The 18,706-nt window shown below is 65.0% G+C and carries 14 protein-coding genes and 1 riboswitch; of the genes, 11 read left to right on the top strand and 3 right to left on the bottom strand.

From position 1 onward, the window contains the following. The first annotated feature begins 34 nt into the window (after nt 1–34). Nucleotides 35–124: riboswitch (glycine riboswitch) on the top strand. 144 nt (nt 125–268) lie between these two features. Genes gcvT through gcvP form a run of 3 tightly spaced genes read left to right on the top strand, consistent with a single transcriptional unit; the run spans nt 269 to nt 4,695 of the window. Further along, nucleotides 269–1,390, top strand: coding sequence for a glycine cleavage system aminomethyltransferase GcvT (gene gcvT / locus GO591_RS10310; protein WP_232466135.1), 1,122 nt, complete (start codon nt 269–271; stop codon nt 1,388–1,390). Between the two features lie 3 nt (nt 1,391–1,393). Next, on the top strand, nt 1,394–1,774 hold the full coding sequence (gene gcvH, locus GO591_RS10305; protein ID WP_157156737.1) for a glycine cleavage system protein GcvH: 381 nt from the start codon (nt 1,394–1,396) through the stop codon (nt 1,772–1,774). After that, entirely contained in the window at nt 1,771–4,695 is a 2,925-nt protein-coding gene (gene gcvP, locus GO591_RS10300) for an aminomethyl-transferring glycine dehydrogenase (RefSeq protein ID WP_157156736.1), read from the top strand. The genes gcvH and gcvP overlap by 4 nt, the downstream gene beginning before the upstream one ends. 60 nt (nt 4,696–4,755) lie before the next feature. Here gcvP and GO591_RS10295 read toward each other — a convergent pair whose 3' ends face one another. Both GO591_RS10295 and GO591_RS15975 read right to left on the bottom strand, forming a co-directional pair. Further along, complete coding sequence (locus GO591_RS10295) at nt 4,756–5,550, bottom strand: CPBP family intramembrane glutamic endopeptidase (protein WP_232466134.1); 795 nt, start codon at nt 5,548–5,550, stop codon at nt 4,756–4,758. Further along, nucleotides 5,547–5,951 carry a thiol-disulfide oxidoreductase DCC family protein gene (locus GO591_RS15975; RefSeq protein ID WP_232466133.1) on the bottom strand — a complete coding sequence of 135 codons (405 nt, stop codon included), beginning with the start codon at nt 5,949–5,951 and terminating at the stop codon, nt 5,547–5,549. Before GO591_RS15975 ends, GO591_RS10295 begins: the two co-directional genes overlap by 4 nt. Nucleotides 5,952–6,165: 214 nt before the next feature. Between GO591_RS15975 and GO591_RS10290 the strand changes: the two genes are divergently transcribed. From GO591_RS10290 to GO591_RS10260, 7 genes are all read left to right on the top strand, one after another. Next, nucleotides 6,166–7,782, top strand: a complete 1,617-nt coding sequence (locus tag GO591_RS10290; RefSeq protein ID WP_232466132.1) for a peptide ABC transporter substrate-binding protein — start codon at nt 6,166–6,168, stop codon at nt 7,780–7,782. A gap of 106 nt (nt 7,783–7,888) precedes the next feature. Continuing rightward, nucleotides 7,889–8,818 carry an ABC transporter permease gene (locus tag GO591_RS10285; protein WP_157156734.1) on the top strand — a complete coding sequence of 310 codons (930 nt, stop codon included), beginning with the start codon at nt 7,889–7,891 and terminating at the stop codon, nt 8,816–8,818. Continuing rightward, nucleotides 8,808–9,767: an ABC transporter permease gene (locus GO591_RS10280; protein ID WP_198295457.1), complete on the top strand. Its 960-nt coding sequence runs from the start codon at nt 8,808–8,810 to the stop codon at nt 9,765–9,767. Before GO591_RS10285 ends, GO591_RS10280 begins: the two co-directional genes overlap by 11 nt. After that, nucleotides 9,764–11,482, top strand: a complete 1,719-nt coding sequence (locus GO591_RS10275) for a dipeptide ABC transporter ATP-binding protein (RefSeq protein ID WP_157156733.1) — start codon at nt 9,764–9,766, stop codon at nt 11,480–11,482. The genes GO591_RS10280 and GO591_RS10275 overlap by 4 nt, the downstream gene beginning before the upstream one ends. Before the next feature lie 345 nt (nt 11,483–11,827). Further along, nucleotides 11,828–13,633 (top strand): ABC transporter family substrate-binding protein, encoded by a 1,806-nt coding sequence (locus GO591_RS10270; RefSeq protein ID WP_232466131.1) that lies wholly within the window; start codon nt 11,828–11,830, stop codon nt 13,631–13,633. A gap of 91 nt (nt 13,634–13,724) precedes the next feature. Next, nucleotides 13,725–15,254: an ABC transporter permease gene (locus GO591_RS10265; RefSeq protein ID WP_157156732.1), complete on the top strand. Its 1,530-nt coding sequence runs from the start codon at nt 13,725–13,727 to the stop codon at nt 15,252–15,254. Further along, a complete protein-coding gene (locus GO591_RS10260) occupies nt 15,254–16,360 on the top strand; it encodes an ABC transporter permease (protein WP_157156731.1) in 1,107 nt (368 codons plus the stop codon). Before GO591_RS10265 ends, GO591_RS10260 begins: the two co-directional genes overlap by 1 nt. 8 nt (nt 16,361–16,368) lie before the next feature. Here GO591_RS10260 and GO591_RS10255 read toward each other — a convergent pair whose 3' ends face one another. After that, complete coding sequence (locus tag GO591_RS10255; RefSeq protein ID WP_198295456.1) at nt 16,369–16,983, bottom strand: PH domain-containing protein; 615 nt, start codon at nt 16,981–16,983, stop codon at nt 16,369–16,371. A gap of 35 nt (nt 16,984–17,018) precedes the next feature. Here GO591_RS10255 and GO591_RS10250 point away from each other — a divergent pair, with 35 nt between their 5' ends. Then, nucleotides 17,019–18,692 (top strand): ABC transporter ATP-binding protein, encoded by a 1,674-nt coding sequence (locus tag GO591_RS10250; protein ID WP_167138924.1) that lies wholly within the window; start codon nt 17,019–17,021, stop codon nt 18,690–18,692. Nucleotides 18,693–18,706: the final 14 nt, after the last annotated feature.

Genomic DNA, 18,706 nt, shown 5'->3' with positions numbered 1-18,706 from the left:
ATATGCTGGGCCCACAATCACATATCGGGCCACGCAACGCGATGCGGGAGAGTCCCCACAGCCGGGACACCGAAGGAGCAAGCCTCCCCGCCAATCTCTCAGGTAGTCGTACCGCATCGTTCTGGCCACTCTGAAAAGAGTCGAGCGAAATCCGCAGGGAGTTTCGTGACGCTCGCCCACGGTGAAAGTCGCCACCCGCGACGAAACTCTCAGGCCCATGACAGAGGGGGAGTTCCCACGCGAATTGCGCGATCCATTGGAGAACTCCGTGACCGAGACTGACACCGCCCGTCATGGCCCGCTGCATGACATCCATGTGGCCGCCGGCGCAGCCTTCACCGACTTCGGTGGCTGGCAGATGCCCGTCCGCTACAGCTCTGACCTTGCCGAGCATCACGCGGTGCGCACCGCCGCCGGCATCTTCGACATCTCGCACATGGGCGAGATCGTCGTGCTCGGCGCTGAGGCAGGCGCCGCCCTCGACTATGCGCTCGCCGGCCGCCTATCGACGATCGAGGAAGGCCAGGCGAAGTACAGCCTGCTGCTCACCGAGGACGGCGGCATCCTCGACGACCTCGTCGTCTACCGCACCGGGGCGGACCGCTTCCTCGTCGTCGCAAACGCCGGCAATCGCGACGCCGTCGCCGAGGAGCTCATCGACCGGGCGAAGGACTTCGACTGTGAGGTCTACGACGAGAGCGACGACATGGCGCTCATCGCCGTGCAGGGGCCCAAAACGCGCGAGATCCTGACCCAGCTCACCCCGCAGCTCGAGGAGGTCGACCTCGCCTCACTCAAGTACTACCGCTGCGCCGCCGCCCGCTGGAACGGCCACGAACTGCTCATCGCCCGCACCGGTTACACCGGCGAGGACGGCTTCGAGCTGTATATCGCTCCGGATGCCGCCGCCGCACTGTGGACCGCGATCATCGAGACCGGCCAGGGGTCGGGGCTCGTGCCTGCGGGTCTCGCCGCGCGCGACACGCTGCGGCTCGAGGCGGGCATGCCGCTGTACGGGCACGAGCTGGGCCGTGACATCCTGCCCGTCCAGGCCGGACTCGGCCGGGTCGTGCACATCAACAAGGAGGGCGACTTCGTCGGCCGCGCTGCCGTCGAGGCCGGGCCGCCCGAGGGTGCCCGCGTGCTGGTCGGCCTGGTCGCCGAAGGCCGTCGCGCCGGTCGCGCCGGCTACCCCATCGTCACCGAGTCCGGCGAGGTCGTCGGCGAGATCACCTCCGGTGCGCTTTCGCCCACGCTCGGACATCCGATCGCCATGGCCTACGTCGACCCCGAGCACGCCGCCCCCGACACCCACCTCGCCATCGATGTGCGCGGCAGCCGCATCCCCGCAACCGTCACCGCTGTTCCCTTCTACTCTCGAAAGGCCTGAGCCATGCCCGATCTGAACGCACTCAAGTACACCGCCGACCACGAATGGCTCGAGATCGATGGCGATGTCGTCACCGTCGGCATTACCGACTACGCGGCCGACCAGCTCGGTGACCTGGTCTTCGTCGACCTTCCCCAGGTCGGCGCGAGCGTGCAGCCCGGCGCGGTGGTCAGCGAGGTCGAGTCGACGAAGTCTGTCGGCGAGGTGTCCACGCCGATCGCCGGCGAGGTCATCGAGCGCAACGACGCCATCATCGAGAACCCCGAACTGGTGAACGCGGACGCGTTCGCCGGCTGGCTGTTCAAGCTGCGGATCGACCCCGCCGCGCTCGACGCCACCTCCCTGCTCAGCCGGGACGAGTACACGGAGCAGATCGGCCAGTGACCCTCGACTTCGCAGACCGCCACATCGGAACGGATGCCGCCGCGCAGCGGCACATGCTCGACACGCTCGGCTACGCCACCGTCGAGGATCTCGTAGGCGCAGCCGTGCCGCCGTCGATTCGCATCGGCGAGGCCAAGGCATCGAGCATCCCAGCGCCCGCCACCGAGCGCGAGGCTCTCGCCGAACTGCGCACCCTTGCCGGATACAACAAGGCGCGTCGATCGATGATCGGCCTCGGCTACCACGGCACCATCACCCCGGCCGTGATCAAGCGCAACGTGCTCGAGAACCCCAGCTGGTACACCGCATACACGCCCTACCAGCCGGAGATCTCGCAGGGCCGGCTTGAGGCGCTGATCAACTTCCAGACCATGGTCGCCGACCTGACCGGGCTGGCCACCGCGAACTCATCGATGCTCGACGAGGGCACCGCAGTCGTCGAAGGGATGCTGCTCGCCCGCCGCGCCTCGAAGTCCCAGTCGAACGTCTTCGTGATCGACGCCGACGCGCTGCCACAGACCAAGGCGCTGCTGTACAGCCGCGCCGAGGCGGTCGGCATCGAGCTGGTGGAACTCCCGCTGGCCGAGCTTGCCGAGACCGCCCAGCTCCCCGAGTCCTTTGGCGCGTTCATCCAGTACCCCGGCGCATCCGGGCGGGTCCGGGACCCGGCATCCGTCATCGCCGCCGTCAAGGAGCAGGGCGGAGTCGTCGTCGTCGCCGCCGACCTGCTGGCCCTCACGCTGCTGAAGAGCCCGGGCGAGCTCGGCGCGGATGTCGCCGTCGGCACCACCCAGCGATTCGGCGTGCCGATGGGCTTCGGCGGTCCGCACGCCGGCTACATGGCGGTGCGCGACGGACTCGAACGGCAGCTGCCCGGTCGGCTGGTCGGCGTCTCCAAGGACGCCGACGGGCACTCCGCCTACCGGCTCAGCCTTCAGGTGCGCGAGCAGCACATCCGCCGCGAGAAGGCGACCTCGAACATCTGCACCGCGCAGGTGCTGCTGGCCGTGATGGCGTCGATGTACGCGGTCTACCACGGCCCGCAGGGCCTGCGGCGGATCGCCGAGCGCGTGCACGAGCGCACCGTGTCCTTCGCCCTTCGGTTGAAGGATGCCGGCTTCGAGCTGGCGAGCGAGAGCTACTTCGACACGCTGCGGGTCAGCGTTCCCGGCCGTGCGGCCGAACTGGTCGCCGACGCGCACAGCCGCGACATCCTGCTGCACCAGGTCGACGGCGACACCGTTTCGATCAGCTTCGACGAGGCCAGCCTCGACACGATGCCCGGCACCGACCTCGACCAGGACCTCTCGGCCGTGTTCGGCATCCAGGCCGGGTTCGCCTACGCGCCCGACCCCGCCCTGCCGGCCGACCTGCTGCGGACGAGTGAGTACCTGACGCATCCGGTGTTCAACACCCACAGGTCCGAGACCGGCATGATGCGCTACCTGAAGTACCTGGCCGACAAGGACTACGCGCTGGACCGCGGGATGATCCCGCTCGGCTCCTGCACCATGAAGCTGAACTCGGCCACCGAGATGGAAGCCATCACCTGGCCCGAGTTCGCCGACATCCACCCGTTCGCGCCCGCGGAGGATGTGCAGGGCTACCTGGTCATGATCAGCCACCTCGAGAGCTGGCTGGCCGAGGTCACCGGCTATGACACCGTGTCGCTGCAGCCGAACGCCGGCAGCCAGGGTGAACTCGCCGGGCTGCTTGCGATCCGCGGCTACCACCGCTCGCGCGGCGACGTGCACCGCACGGCGTGCCTCATTCCGACCAGCGCGCACGGCACCAACGCCGCCAGCGCGGTGCTCGCCGGCATGAAGGTCGTCCCGGTCGCCACCGACGACTTCGGCAACGTCGACCTCACCGACCTGCACGCCAAGATCGACGCCCACCGCGACGACCTGGCCGCGCTGATGGTCACCTACCCGTCCACGCATGGCGTGTACGAGCACGAGATCACCGCGATCACGGATGCCGTGCACGAAGCCGGCGGACAGGTCTACGTCGACGGCGCCAACCTCAACGCGTTGCTCGGCTACGCCCGGTTCGGCGACTTCGGCGGGGATGTCTCGCACCTCAACCTGCACAAGACGTTCTGCATCCCGCACGGCGGCGGCGGACCCGGCGTCGGACCGGTGGCGGCGAAGGCTCACCTCGCGCCGTTCCTGCCCGGGCATCCGATGGCGCAGTCCGCCAGGCATCCCGCGTTCGACGTCGCCACCGGCGCGCAGGGCGAGTACGTGCACGGCGGCGGACCGGTGTCGGCGGCGCCGTATGGCAGCCCGTCGATCCTGCCGATCACCTGGGCGTACGTGCGCATGATGGGGCTCGAAGGGCTCAAGGCGGCGACCGGAGCGGCCGTGCTGTCGGCGAACTACATCGCCGCCAAGCTCGATGATCACTATCCGGTGCTGTACTCGGGTGACAACGGCCTCGTTGCTCACGAGTGCATCATCGACTTGCGTCCGCTCAAGCAGCAGACAGGCATCTCGAACGACGATGTCGCCAAGCGGCTGATCGACTACGGCTTCCACGCGCCGACGATGTCGTTCCCCGTGCCGGGCACGCTCATGATCGAGCCCACCGAGAGCGAAGACCTCGGCGAGATAGAACGGTTCATCGACGCGATGATCGCGATCAAGGCTGAAGCGGATGCCGTCGCCGCGGGTCGCTGGCCGGCGGATGACAACCCGCTGGTGAACGCCCCGCACTCGGCGCTGTCCGTGGTCGAGGGGGAGTGGACGCATTCCTACTCCCGCGAGGAGGCGGTCTACCCGGCGGCGAGCACGCTCACCGGTGCCGATCGGATGCGCTCGGTGACCGGGAAATACTGGCCGCCGGTGCGCCGGATCGACCAGGCCTGGGGCGACCGCAACCTGGTCTGCGCCTGCCCCCCGATCGAGGCCTTCGCATAACCTGACCGCTGGTCGAGCCTGCCGAGACCCCGAAAGGATCTCGGCAGGCTCGATCAGCGACTAGGTGGGCAGCCCGAACAGGTCGGGGAAGGTCGCGGCAGCCCACGGATAGCCGATGAAGATCGCGGCATCCAGCAGCACATGCGCGATGACGAACGGGAGCAGCCGCCCGGTGCGCTGGTACAGCCAGCCGAAGAGCAGCCCCATCAGCACGTTTCCGATGAATGGGCCGAACCCCTGGTACAGGTGGTAGGTGCCGCGCAGCAGTGCGCTGGACACGACGATCTGCCAACTTGACCAGCCCAGGTCACGGAGCCGGGCGAACAGGTACCCGATGGCGATCACCTCTTCGGTGACACCTGCTCGCACGGCGGCGAGGAACAACACCGGCACCGTCCACCAATAGGTGTCGAGGGCGGTGGGCACCACCGTGGTGGTCAGCCCGAGCGCCTTGCCGCCCAGGTACAGGGCGAGACCGGGAATGCCGATCGCCAGGGCCAGGCCGACTCCCCAGCCGAGATCGCGTCGCGGCCGGGTCAGGTCGACACCGAGCCGACCCAGTCGGGGTGGCGCCGCCTGCCAGAGCAGGAAGACCACCAGCGCGACCGGCACCAGGTCGAAGCAGACGGCGAGCAGCTGGTAGATGAGGTCGAATATCTCGCGGTCGCTGAGCGGTTGGTTGAGTGTCGCGGTCTGGTCCGAGAGCGGCACATCGCGGGTCAGCCGGTACGCGATCGCCACGATGGAATACACCGCGGATGCCCCGAGCGAGAGCAGCAGCACGATGACGATCTCGACGCTGAGCCGTCGACGGGATCCAGTGTCGGTCAGCGGCAGTCCGGTGCTCCTGGTCACTTCGGGGCCGGCATCTGGCAGGCAGGCGTGCCGCCGGGTAGACGGTGACGGTACTTGGCGACGTAGTGGTAGCCGACCGCGGCCGCCCACGAATAGGGAGGAGTAGCCAGAAGCCACCCGAGCAACCGGAGCCCGAGCCGGGGTTGAGCGCGCAGGAGCGCAGAGACGGCGAGATGCCCGGCGAACTGACGGTGATCGGTGACGAACCAGACGTACCGGGTGACCTCGTCGTGCGACAGCCCGAGTGCATCGAGATCCGCCCACTGCCACGGCACCGACTCGGGAAAGGCGGGCAGCCAGTCGGCGAGGCGGTTCACCCATGTCGTGCAGAACGCGCAGTCGCCATCGAAAACCAGGAGGGTCGCACGGGGGACAGGTTCCGGCTGATCGGCGTCGGACATGACTCGATGGTACGCGGGCGCCCAGCCTCTGCTGGATAGGCACCCGCTCAGAGTGCCGGCATATATATCACTTATAAAACGGCATTTGGTCTCTGGTCTATAACGTTTCGGTCTCTACCTTGGCGGGTGTTGCCCCCAGTTCTAGGGTCATACTCATAAACCGTGGCACCGACGCTACGACTCGTCGTGCTGCACACCCTGCACGGGAGGAAAAGTGAAAAGAATACGCAAGGCCGGCGGCGTGATCTCGCTGCTGGCGGCGGGAGCGCTCGTCCTGACCGGATGCGCAGCCGAAGACGAAGGCGGATCGGCAGACGATGCCGACACGTCCGCGGTCATCACCACAAACAGCAGCGAGCCGCAGAACCCTCTGATCCCGACCAACACCAATGAGGTCGGTGGCGGTAAGATTCTCGACTCCATTTTCGCCGGGCTGGTCTATTACGACGCCGAGGGGACGACGCACAACGACGTGGCCGAGTCCATCGAGACCGAGGATTCTCAGACCTACACCGTCACCATTCGAGAGGGACTCGAGTTCACCAATGGTGAGCCTGTTAATTCTGACTCCTTCATCGACGCCTGGAACTACGGGGCTCTACTGTCGAACAACCATCTCTCCAGCTTCTTCTTCGAACCCATCGAGGGATTCAGCTTCGATGTCGACAGCGAGCTCACTGGTCTGGAGAAGGTCAGCGACACCGAGTTCACCATCACGCTGACGCAGCCGCTGTCGGACTTCCCGCTTCGGCTCGGCTACTCCGCCTTCTACCCACTGCCGGCGTCGGCTTTCGACGACATTGAGGCATTCGGCCAGAACCCAGTGGGTAACGGCCCATACATGCTCGATGGTGAAGATGCGTGGAAGCACGATGAGCGGATCGACCTGGTTGTCAACGAAGGGTATGACGGTCCACGGGAGCCGAAGAACGGCGGACTGTCGTTCATCTTCTACGCGTCGCAGGATGCTTCGTACGCTGATCTGCAAGCCGGGAACGTCGACGTTGTCGACGAAATCCCGGAAGCCGCGCTCTCGACGTACGAGTCTGATCTGGGCGACCGCTGGGTGAACCAGCCCGCGGCGATCTTCCAGTCGTTCACCATTCCGGAGCGACTGCCGCACTGGAGTGGCGAAGAAGGTCAACTTCGCCGTCAGGCCCTGTCAATGGCCATCAACCGGGAGGAGATCACCGACGTGATCTTCGAGGGAACCCGCACGCCTGCCTCCGATTTCACCTCTCCGGTGATCGACGGCTGGTCTGATTCGCTCGAGAACGCCGACGTCCTCGAGTTCAACGAGGAAGAGGCGCAGAGGCTGTGGGCCGAGGCCGATGCCATCGCCCCGTGGGATGGCACATTCAAGATCGCCTACAACGCCGACGGAGGCCACCAAGGATGGGTTGACGCTGTGTGCAACAGCATCAAGAACGTCCTGGGAATCGACGCAGCCGGCGACCCGTACCCCACCTTCGCCGAGTCGCGCACGTTGATCTCCGACCGCACCATCCAGACGGCGTTCCGCTCGGGATGGCAGGCCGACTATCCGAGCCTGTACAACTTCCTCGGACCGCTGTACGCAACGAATGGCAGCGGAAATGACGGCGACTACTCGAACCCTGAGGTTGACGCCTTGCTCGACGAGGGTTCCCAGTCGACCGACATCGAGGAAGCGAACGGGCTCTTCCAGCAGGCACAAGAGATCCTTCTCGAGGACCTGCCGGCCATCCCGCTCTGGTACTCGAATGTGAACGGCGGATGGGCCGAGGGCGTGAGCAACGTGTCCTTCGGTTGGAACTCGGTTCCGCTCTACCACGAAATCACCAAGGAGTAACGCTCAAACCGCGCGAGGGCGGCGGCTCGTACAGCCGCCGCTCTCTCGTCCGCAACTTGCAATCACAGCACTGACAGCACCACAGCACTGACAGAGGGTGTAATCGATGGCCCGGTACATCGTGTGGCGAATATTGCAGGCAATCCCCGTGCTGATCGGCACGACGTTCCTGATCTATTTCATGGTCTTCGCTATGCCGGGCGACCCTCTGCTCGCTCTGTTCGGTGACCGGGCGCCCAACCCGGCGCTGCTTGAACAATTGCGTGAGCAGTACCACTTGAACGAGCCGTTCATCGTGCAGTACTGGTACTACCTGACCGGAATCCTCACGGGTGACTTCGGGACGTCGTTCTCGGGCGAGCCGACGTCAGAGATCCTCGCGCGAACCTTCCCGGTGACCATCAGGCTCGCCATCCTCGCCCTGCTCTTCCAGACAGTCGCGGGTCTTTTGGTCGGCCTGATCTCGGGGATCCGCAAGGGCAAGCTGTTCGACTCGTCCGCCCTGGTGGTAAGCCTCATCCTGATCTCGCTGCCGATCTTCGTGATCGCGTTCGTCTTCCAGTACGTGTTCGCGATCCAGCTGGGCTGGGCTCGCGCCACGGTGGGGCAGGGCGCACCCATTCAGGATCTGATCCTGCCCGCGCTCGTGCTCGCGACGGCGAGCTTCGCCCAGATCGTCAGATTGACGAGGTCATCGGTCATCGAGACCGGGGGCCTGGACTTCGTGAGAACCGCGTACGCCAAGGGCCTCTCGCGAAGACGGATCATTCCGGTCCACATCCTGCGCAACTCGCTGATCCCCGTCACCACCTTCATCGCCACGGATTTCGGTGTGCTTCTGGTTGGTGCGACCGTTACCGAGGGCATCTTCAATGTGCCGGGAGTCGGCCGCACGCTGTACCAGGCCATCATCCGCGGAGAGGGACCAACCGTTGTCACGTTCGTGACGGTCATGGTGCTCATCTATCTCGTCGTCAACATCCTGGTTGACCTCCTCTACGCCGTGCTCGATCCGAGGATCCGCTATGTCAAGTGACCGCCCCATCACGCTGAGCCCACAGCACTACGTCGCTCCCCTGGAGGAGACTCCGCTGGTCGCCATCGACAGGGTTCGAGTTGCCGAGAGGACCAGCAACCTCTGGATCGATGCATGGCGCGATCTGCGACGACGGCCCATGTTCTGGATCTCGAGTGCCCTGATCGTCCTGATAACCGTCGTTGCCCTGTTCCCGACCCTGTTCACTGATGTGCCGCCGAACAACGACTGCCAGCTCTCGAACAGCAACGGTGGGCCGACCGAAGGACACCCGCTCGGATTCACCAAACAGGGGTGCGATGTGTACTCGAGGATCCTGCACGGTGCGGGAACCTCGCTATCGGTCGGCATCATCGTGATCGTCCTGACCACGGTGCTCGGCATCGTCTTCGGCGCGCTCGCAGGGTTCTACGGCGGCTGGATCGACTCCGTGCTGTCGCGCGTCGGCGACATCTTCTTCTCAATTCCCTACATCCTCGCGGCGGTCGTCGTCATGTCGGTGTTCAGCGCCTACCGCAACGTCTGGGTCATTTCTCTCGCGATCGGCGCGTTCGCCTGGCCTTCCACCGCGCGCGTACTCAGATCAGAGATCCTTCGTGTCAGATCCTCGGAGTTCGTGATGGCTTCCGAGGCACTCGGCGTGTCACGATTCCGCATCCTGCTGCGGCATGTGCTGCCCAACTCCATTGCGCCCGTCATCGTGATCACAACGATCTCCCTTGCCGCCGCGATCGTCGCCGAGGCGACGCTGTCATTCCTCGGGGTCGGCTTGCCGACCTCCACGATGTCGTGGGGGAACGACATCAGCCAGGCGCAGTTCGACATTCGCACCGCGCCGCAGACGCTGTTCTGGCCCTCGCTCGCCCTATCGATCACCGTGTTCGCGTTCATCATGCTCGGCGAACTCATCCGTGATGCCCTCGACCCGAAGGCGCGGGCACAGCGATGATGCAGCCGCTGCTCGACGTCCGCGACCTTCACGTCGGATTTCAGACCCAGGACGGACTGGTGAAGGCTGTCAATGGCGTCAACCTGAGGATCATGCCGGGACAGACTCTTGCGATTGTCGGCGAGTCAGGATCGGGCAAGTCGACGACCGCTCACGCGATCATCAACCTGCTTCCCGGAACGGGACGCATCACCGCCGGTCAGGTGTTCTTCGAGGGCCGGGATCTTGCCGCCCTTCCCCAGGACGAGATCGCGGATGTGCGAGGGTCGCTCATCGGCTTCGTGCCGCAAGACCCGATGGTCAACCTGAACCCGGTATGGAGCGTCGGATTCCAGGTCGAGGAGGCCATCCGCGTCAATGGGATCGCCACCACCAGACGCGAGGTCAAGCAGCGCGCGATTGAGGTACTGCAGCAGGCCGGCCTCTCGGATGCCGCATCCCGACTCAAGCAGTTCCCGCACCAGTTCTCCGGCGGCATGCGGCAACGCGTGCTGATCGGGATCGGGTTGTCCGCGGGGCCGAAGCTGCTCATCGCCGACGAGCCGACGAGCGCTCTCGACGTCACGGTGCAGCGGAAGATCCTTGACCACCTGGAAACGCTCACAGCTGAGCAGGGCACCGCAGTGCTGTTCATCACGCACGATCTCGGACTCGCCGCCGAGCGTGCCGAGCAGATCGTCGTGATGTACCGCGGACAGATCGTCGAGTCGGGACCGTCGGTCGAGCTGCTCCAGTATCCGCAGCATCCATACACCCAGCGTCTGGTTGCCGCGGCACCGAGTCTGGCCTCCCGCCGCATCCAGGCGTCAACGCATCAGCTCAGCGAACTTGTGTACGACGCACCGGCCGCGGCTGAGGGCCTGGACCTGATCGTGGCCGCGGAAGAGCGGGTCGAGCAGCAGGCCACGGCTGAGCACGAGGAACAGGCGATCGCCGTCGACAACCTCACCAAGGTCTTCACAATCCGCGGTGTAAAGGGCGGAGCGCGGCAGTTCAAAGCCGTCGACGATGTTTCTTTCTCCATCGCCAAGGGCACCACGATGGCGCTCGTGGGGGAGTCGGGATCGGGCAAGACCACGGTGGCCAGGATGGTGCTCAAGCTTGAGACCGTGACCTCCGGATCTATCAGGATCGGCGGCACCGACATCGCGGGGATGAACCGAAAGCAGCTTTTCGGGCTTCGACGCAGGATGCAGCCGGTCTTCCAGGACCCCTACGGCTCGCTGGACCCACTCCGAAACATCGGGAACACCATCGCCGAGCCGCTGCACACCCACGGTGTCGGCGACCGGCGAGCCCGGCGCGAGCGGGTCTCGGAGTTGCTCGAGCAAGTCGCACTACCGCAGGCGATCGCGACGCGATACCCCAACGAGCTCTCCGGCGGCCAGCGGCAGCGGGTCGCAATCGCCCGTGCGCTGGCGCTGAAGCCCGAGATCGTGGTGCTCGACGAAGCCGTCTCCGCCCTGGACGTGCTCGTGCAAGCCCAGATTCTCAAGCTCCTGGCTGAGCTCCAGGCAGAACTCGACCTCACCTACCTCTTCATCACCCACGACCTCGCGGTCGTCCGGATCATCGCCGACCGGGTGAGCGTGATGTCGAAGGGCAAGATCGTCGAATCCGCCACCACCGATGAGGTATTCGACAACCCGAAGCAGGAGTACACCCGCGAATTGCTGGACGCGATTCCGGGCGCCGGCATCCAACTCGGGGTCTGAAGCGTGTGAGCCGGACGCGCTCACCCAGGGTCAACGCGGCCGCCGACGTGCCGAGTGATGGGGTACATCCTCGATGGATCCCACCCGGTCGTGAGACCGGTTCAGGCTGGCCCCGGATGCACGGCCGCGCGGATTATTCGGGCTTTGTCGCAGGAATCCTGCGATGGCAACGCTTCCACGAACTATTTGTGCGTAGTCCACAACATTCCCGTTTCGGTGTTTCATCCGTGTAACTTTTGGCCCTACAGTTTGCCGAGGGTGACGACGCCTGCCTAATGTCGTACCTATTCAAGTAGCAGTGACGCTAGGACTCGTCCTGCTGCGACACCTTGCACAGGAGGAAAATTGAGAATCAAGCGCATCGCGGCGGGCATCGCCACGGTCGGCGTTGGTGCACTCATCCTGTCTGGCTGCTCCACCCCGGAAGCAGAATCTGGACTCGACGAGGGTACAAGCGTCACGGCCGCCTGGAACCAGGCGTTCTACTCGTACAACAGCAACACATCGTTTGGTAACGCCACGGCGAACCAGATCATCATCTCGCAGACGATGTCGAGCTTCGGCTACTACGACAACACCCCGAAGTTCGTTCAGGACGAGTCGTTCGGTACCTACGAACTGGTGTCCGAAGACCCGCAGCAGGTGAAGTACACCCTCGCCGACACCGCCACTTGGTCGGACGGCACCAAGGTTGACGCTGCTGACCTGCTGCTCAACTGGGCATCGCAGTCGAACGCGTTCAACGACGCGGACTTCGACCCCTCCGAGTTCCTTGACCCGGAGACCGGTGAGGTGACCGAGGACTTCCCTGAGGACCAGGTCTACTTCGACGGCGGTGGAACCGGGCTCGACCTCGTCACCGAGGTTCCCGAGGTCGGCGACGACGGCAAGAGCGTCACCCTCAGCTACGACGAGCCGTTCGTCGACTGGGAGATCGTGTTCGGCACTGCCGGTCAGATCCTGCCGGCCCACGTTGTTGCCAAGTACGCGCTCGAGATCGAGGACGCTGAAGAGGGCAAGCAGGCCATCATCGACGCCATCGAGGGCGACGACCAGGCAGCGCTCGCGAAGATCTCCAACGCATGGAACACGATCTTCAACTTCACCGAGATGCCCGACGACACCGACCTCGTGCTGTCCACCGGACCGTACATGATCACCGAGTTCGTGGCCGACCAGTTCGTGACCCTCAAGGCGAACCCCGAGTACAAGGGTGACAAGCAGCCGAAGGTCGAAGAGATCACGGTTCGCGTCATCCCTGACCCGCTCGCCGCGGTCACCGCGCTCGAGAACGGTGAAGTCGACATCATCTCGCCTCAGGCGACCACCGACGTCGTGAAGGCGCTCGAGCCGATCGACGACATCGAGATCCTCACCGGTCTCGAGGGCACCTACGAGCATGTTGACCTGCAGTTCGACCAGTCGAAGAGCGGTCACTTCGATGACCCGAAGATCCGTGAGGCCTTCCTCAAGACGATCCCGCGTCAGCAGATCCTCGACACCCTGATCAAGCCGATCATCGGTGACGACGCCACGCTGCGCGACTCGCAGATCTTCGTTCCGGGTGCAGAGGGCTATGACGAGTCCGTCGCGAACAACGGATCGGCCGCGTATGCAGAGGTCGACATCGAGGGTGCCAAGGCCCTGCTCGCCGAGGCTGGCGTGACCAGCCCCGAGGTCTGCATCCTGTACGCCTCGAACAACCCGCGTCGCGTGAACGAGTTCTCGCTCATCCAGGCGTCCGCAGGCCAGGCAGGCTTCAACGTCACCGACTGTGGCGCCGAGGCGTGGGGCGGCCTGCTGGGCACCCCCGGTGCCTACGACGCCTCGCTGTTCGGATGGCAGTCGACCGGTCTCGGTGTGACCGAGCCGCGCGCGAACTACGTTCCGGACGGACTCAACAACCTCAACTACTACAACAACGATGAGGTCACCGCTCTGCTCGACGAGCTGAACACCGAGTTCGACGCTAAGAAGCAGATCGAACTGCTGCAGGAAGTTGACAAGCACCTGTGGGCTGACGCCTACGGTGTCACGATCTTCCAGTTCCCGTCGGTCACTGCGTACAGCAGCAGCCTGGTTGGGGTCGACCCGTCGATCCTGTCGCCGACCATCTTCTGGAACACCTGGGAGTGGGAACGCTCTGAGTAGTCAGATCCTCTGACTCTCAAGCGATCCGAAAGGTAGTTGGGAGGGCGCAAGCCCTCCCAACTACCGATCCCTGTTCATAGAAGGTCCGCCCATGGCCACATTCATCATTCGGCGTCTCATCGCCTCATTCTTCGTGCTCCTCGCAGCCACGTACCTCATGTACCTCCTGACAGCGTTGTCAGGAGATCCGCTTGAGGATCTGCGAGCAAGCACCGCTCCCAACGCCGCCCAGCTCATCGAGCGGCGCATCGATCTGCTCCACCTCGACGTCCCCCCGTATCTGCGATATTTCATCTGGCTCGCGGGTGTCGGCCAGTGCTTCATCGGCCAATGCGACCTGGGTGTCAACGTGCAGGGCCAGCCGGTCATCACCTTGCTCTCGCAGGCATTCGGTCAGACGCTGCAGCTCGTCACCATCGCCGCGATCATCGCGATCGTTGTCGGCGTGATCGTCGGAATCACCACGGCGCTTCGCCAGTACAGCGGCTACGACTACTCCGTCACCTTCCTCGCCTTCCTGTTCTTCTCGCTTCCGATCTTCTGGGTCGCCGTGCTGCTCAAGCAGTACATCGCGATCGGCTTCAATGACTTCCTGCGAGATCCGGTCATCCCGGCCTGGCTGATCGCGGGGCTCGCCCTTCTCGGCGGCATCATCTGGATGTCAATGCTTGGGGGAAATGCTCGAAAGCGACTGATGGTGTTCGGTATCGCGGCAGTCGCCACCGCCGGGGTACTCGTCTACATCAGCGTCACCGATTGGTTCCGCCAGCCATCGATTGGCATCGTCGGCATTGGGCTGACCGCTGTTGGTGCGGCCTTCGGGATCACCGCGGTGTCAACCGGTCTGCGAAACCGCAAGGCGCTGTACTCGTCCCTGACGGTCGCGGCGATCGCGCTGGCACTGTACTACCCGTTGCAGTTCGTCTTCGTCGGCATGAGCCTGCCGTTGTTCCTCGGCCTCGCTGTCGCCACCGTCGTCGTCAGTGGACTGGTCGGATGGTTCTGGGGCGGCCACGACCGCTGGCAATCGGTGCGCACCGCCATCATCGTCGGCGTCATCATCGCAATGGTCATTGCGCTCGACGAGTACATGTCGTACTGGGAGGCCTACTCGAACTCCAGTCGAGTGCGTGGCCGCCCGATCGCGACCATCGGCTCGGCGACACCGAACCTCGGCGGCAACTTCTGGGTGCAGGGTGTTGACACGTTCACCCACCTGCTGTTGCCCACGATCGCGCTGATCCTGGTGTCGGTCGCCGCTTACACCCGCTACACCCGCTCGAGCATGCTCGAGGTGCTGAACCAGGACTACATCCGCACGGCACGGGCGAAGGGCCTCACCGAGCGCACCGTGATGGTGCGTCACGCCTTCCGCAACGCCCTCATCCCGATTGCCACGATCATCGCGTTCGACATCGGTGCCCTCATCGGCGGTGCTGTCATCACGGAGCGGGTGTTCGCCTGGACCGGCATGGGAGCGCTGTTCCAGAACGGTCTCGAGCATGTCGACCCGAACCCGGTGATGGCGTTCTTCCTCGTCACCGGCACCCTGGCAGTCGTGTTCAACCTGATCGCCGACCTCGTCTACGCGGCGCTTGACCCCAGAATCCGGATTTCGTAATGACCACGCTCAACCCACCCCCCGAGCCCACGCACAGCGAGCCGGGTATCACCGACACGCAAACCAACCTCGAGATGAAGGCTGTTGCAGGCCTCAGCCAGGGGCAGATCGTTCGGCGTCGGTTCTTCCGTCACCGCGGAGCGGTCATCGCGATGATCGTCCTCGCCGGGATCGTGCTGCTCTCGCTGTCGTCTGTAGGCCTCACCATCGGCAACTGGCGGGTGCCGGGTTGGTGGCCCTACACGTGGAACGAGCTCCCAGCGGTCGTGAACCGCACCGCGCCGAGCCTCGAGCATCCGTTCGGCCAGGACGAAGTCGGTCGCGACATCTTCGCGGTGGTCATGCGCGGCACCCAGCAGTCACTCATGGTGATGGTCGTCGTCGGCTTGCTCGCCACCACGATCGGTACCGTGATCGGCGCTGTTGCCGGGTACTACCGCAGGGGACTGGACTCGGTACTCATGCGGTTCACCGACGTGATCATCACGATCCCGGTGATCGTTATCGGCGCGGTGCTCGGCCGTGCCTTCGGCAGCCTCGGCGCCTTCGTGCTGGGCATCGTGCTCGGCCTGTTCTCCTGGACCACGTTGGCCCGCCTCGTCCGCGGCGAGTTCCTCAGCCTCCGGGAACGCGAGTTCGTCGATGCCGCGAGGGTGGCCGGCGCGAGCGACTCACGAATCATCTTCCGGCACATCCTGCCCAATGCGGTGGGCGTGATCATCGTCAATTCGACGCTGCTGATGGCGGCAGCGATCCTGCTCGAGACTGCCCTCAGCTACCTGGGCTTCGGCGTCCAGTCGCCTGACACGTCGCTCGGCAAGATCATCAGCGACAACCAGTCCGCCTTCGCCACCCGGCCGTGGCTGTTCTGGTGGCCGGGCCTGTTCATCGTCGCGATCGCCCTCTGCGTGAACTTCATCGGTGACGGACTGCGCGACGCGTTCGACCCGAGGCAGAAGCGGATGCCGAGCGCCCGCGCACTGGCACGAGCAGGAAACATCGACCGGGCCACTGCCACGGTCGCGACCCGCGGCGCTGGCATCCTGGGCGGCGGGGTCCGCGGGTTCCATGCGGACGTGCCGGACCCGGGCAAGAGGGACGGCTGATGCTCGCCCTACAGGACCGTGCCAAGCACGGCGCCGACCAGCAGCACAGCCAGCAGCGCAGCGGTGCCCCAATGCCACTGCACCCGCAGGCTGCCGGGCTCGATGATCGCCGCGTCGAGGAAGCCCTCGTCGCGGAGTTGCTGCCAGCGCAGGCGCATGCTGTGCGCGGCGGCGCCGGACGCCGAGTTCAGCGCGTCACCGGGACGGATCGAGCCCTCCGCGGCGCGCGCCGATTCGGCGACCCGCTTGGTGTCCTCCGTGGTGATATTCATCACCGAGTAACGGCTCGGAGCGGGGGCAGCCCAGACCGGGACGCGACCGATCGACGTATCGAGCGTGAGCGCGTACTTCGTGTCGATGCGCTGGATCGCCGGCCACGGAAGGTGCACGGTGCGGAAGACATTTCGCACGGTGACCTCATGCTCCCTGACATCCAGTTTCGGCGCCCAGAACAGCGCCCAGGTGAGGGCGAACGCGAAGAGCGGCACCCAGCCGTAGCGAAGCAAACCGCCCAGGTCACCGGACACGACGAATCCGCCCAGAGCGACCGCTGTGATGACGGCCATGACAATCGTAAGAACCCGGCCGAACGCCGGACGGAAGCTGACGGGCTTGAAGATCACGCCCTCAGCTTTGCAGATGCAGCGAGGGACACCCTGTGACGACCATCGAGACACCCCAATCCGAGACCGTCCTCGAGGTCACTGACCTCAACGTGGACTTCTGGGTCGACGGCACGTTCTATCCAGCCGCGAAGTCGATGACCTACTCCGTCGCGCGAGGCGAAGTCATGGCCATCGTCGGTGAATCCGGCTCCGGTAAGAGCACCAGCTCGATGGCGCTGCTGGGCCTGCTGCCGTCGAACGCCCACGTCACCGGCTCGATCAAATTGCTGGGCCGGGAGATCGGCGATGTCACCGACGCCGACCAGCGACGGGTGCGCGGCAAGGAGATCGCGGTCATCTTCCAAGAGCCGATGACCGCTCTGAACCCGGTGTACACGGTCGGCTTCCAGATCATGGAAGCACTGCGATCGCATTTCCCGATCGGGCCCGACGAGGCCCGAGAGCGCGCGATCGAGCTGCTCCGCAAGGTCGAGATGCCGAACCCCGAGGTCGCCTTCAACAAGTACCCGCACCAGTTGTCTGGCGGACAACGGCAGCGCGCGATGATCGCCCAGTCGATCTCCTGCGACCCGGTGCTGCTGATCGCCGACGAGCCGACCACGGCCCTTGACGTCACCGTTCAGGCGGAGATCCTCGACCTGCTGCGCAGCCTGCACGAACGTCTGGACAGCGCCATCCTGCTGATCACCCACGACATGGGCGTCGTCGCCGACCTCGCCGACCGGATCATGGTCATGAAGGACGGTGAGGTGCTCGAGACGGGCGCCGTCGTCGACGTGTTCCAGACCCCGCAGCATCCGTACACCAAACAGCTGCTCGCCTCGGTGCCGAATCTCGGCCAAGGCGGCGCACGGGTGGCTCCGAGCGTGCGGGGTGCGGCGTCCGCACAGCCGGTGCTGAGCTTCCAGAACGTCGCAATCGAGTACCCGAAGCGCGGCCGGGTGCCCGCCTTCCGAGCCGCGGACGACATCAACCTCGAAATCTTCCCCGGAGAGATCGTGGGTCTCGTCGGCGAGTCCGGCTCGGGCAAGACCACCATCGGTCGTGCCGCGATCGGCCTGCTGCCGATCGCCGAGGGCACCCTGATCACCGCCGGTCAGGACATCTCCAAGGCCAGCCAGAAGGATCTGCGGCCACTGCGACGCAAGACCGGCATCGTGTTCCAGGATCCGGCCTCGTCGCTGAACCCGCGCATGCCCATCGGCCAGTCGATCGGGGAACCGATCCTGCTCTCTGAGGGCATCAAGGGGAGCGAGCTCGACAAGCGCGTCGAGCACCTGCTCAGCCAGGTCGAGCTGCCTACGAGTTACAAGAACCGCTACCCGCACGAGCTGTCTGGTGGTCAGCGTCAGCGCGTCGGCATCGCCCGCGCTCTCGCGCTTGCCCCCGACCTGCTCATCGCCGACGAGCCGACCTCGGCGCTGGACGTCTCGGTGCAGGCGCGTTTCCTCGATCTGCTGCAGGAACTGCAGCAGGATCTTGGCTTCGCCTGCCTGTTCGTCAGCCACGACCTCGCGGTCGTCGACATCCTCGCGCACCGCATCGCCGTGATGCACCGCGGCCGGATCGTCGAGCAGGGCACCAGGGATGAAATCTTGCGGACCCCGAAGGACCCGTACACGCAGCGGCTGATCGCCGCCGTCCCGGTGCCCGACCCGGTCGCGCAGCGCGCCCGGCGCGAGGAGCGCGCCGCCGGTCGGTCGTAGGAGGCGGTATCCGC

The organism is Diaminobutyricimonas sp. LJ205, from assembly GCF_009755725.1.
Lineage (GTDB): Bacteria > Actinomycetota > Actinomycetes > Actinomycetales > Microbacteriaceae > Ruicaihuangia.
The sequence above is the reverse complement of the archived record's forward strand: the minus strand, read 5'-3'. Positions and strand labels throughout refer to the sequence as shown.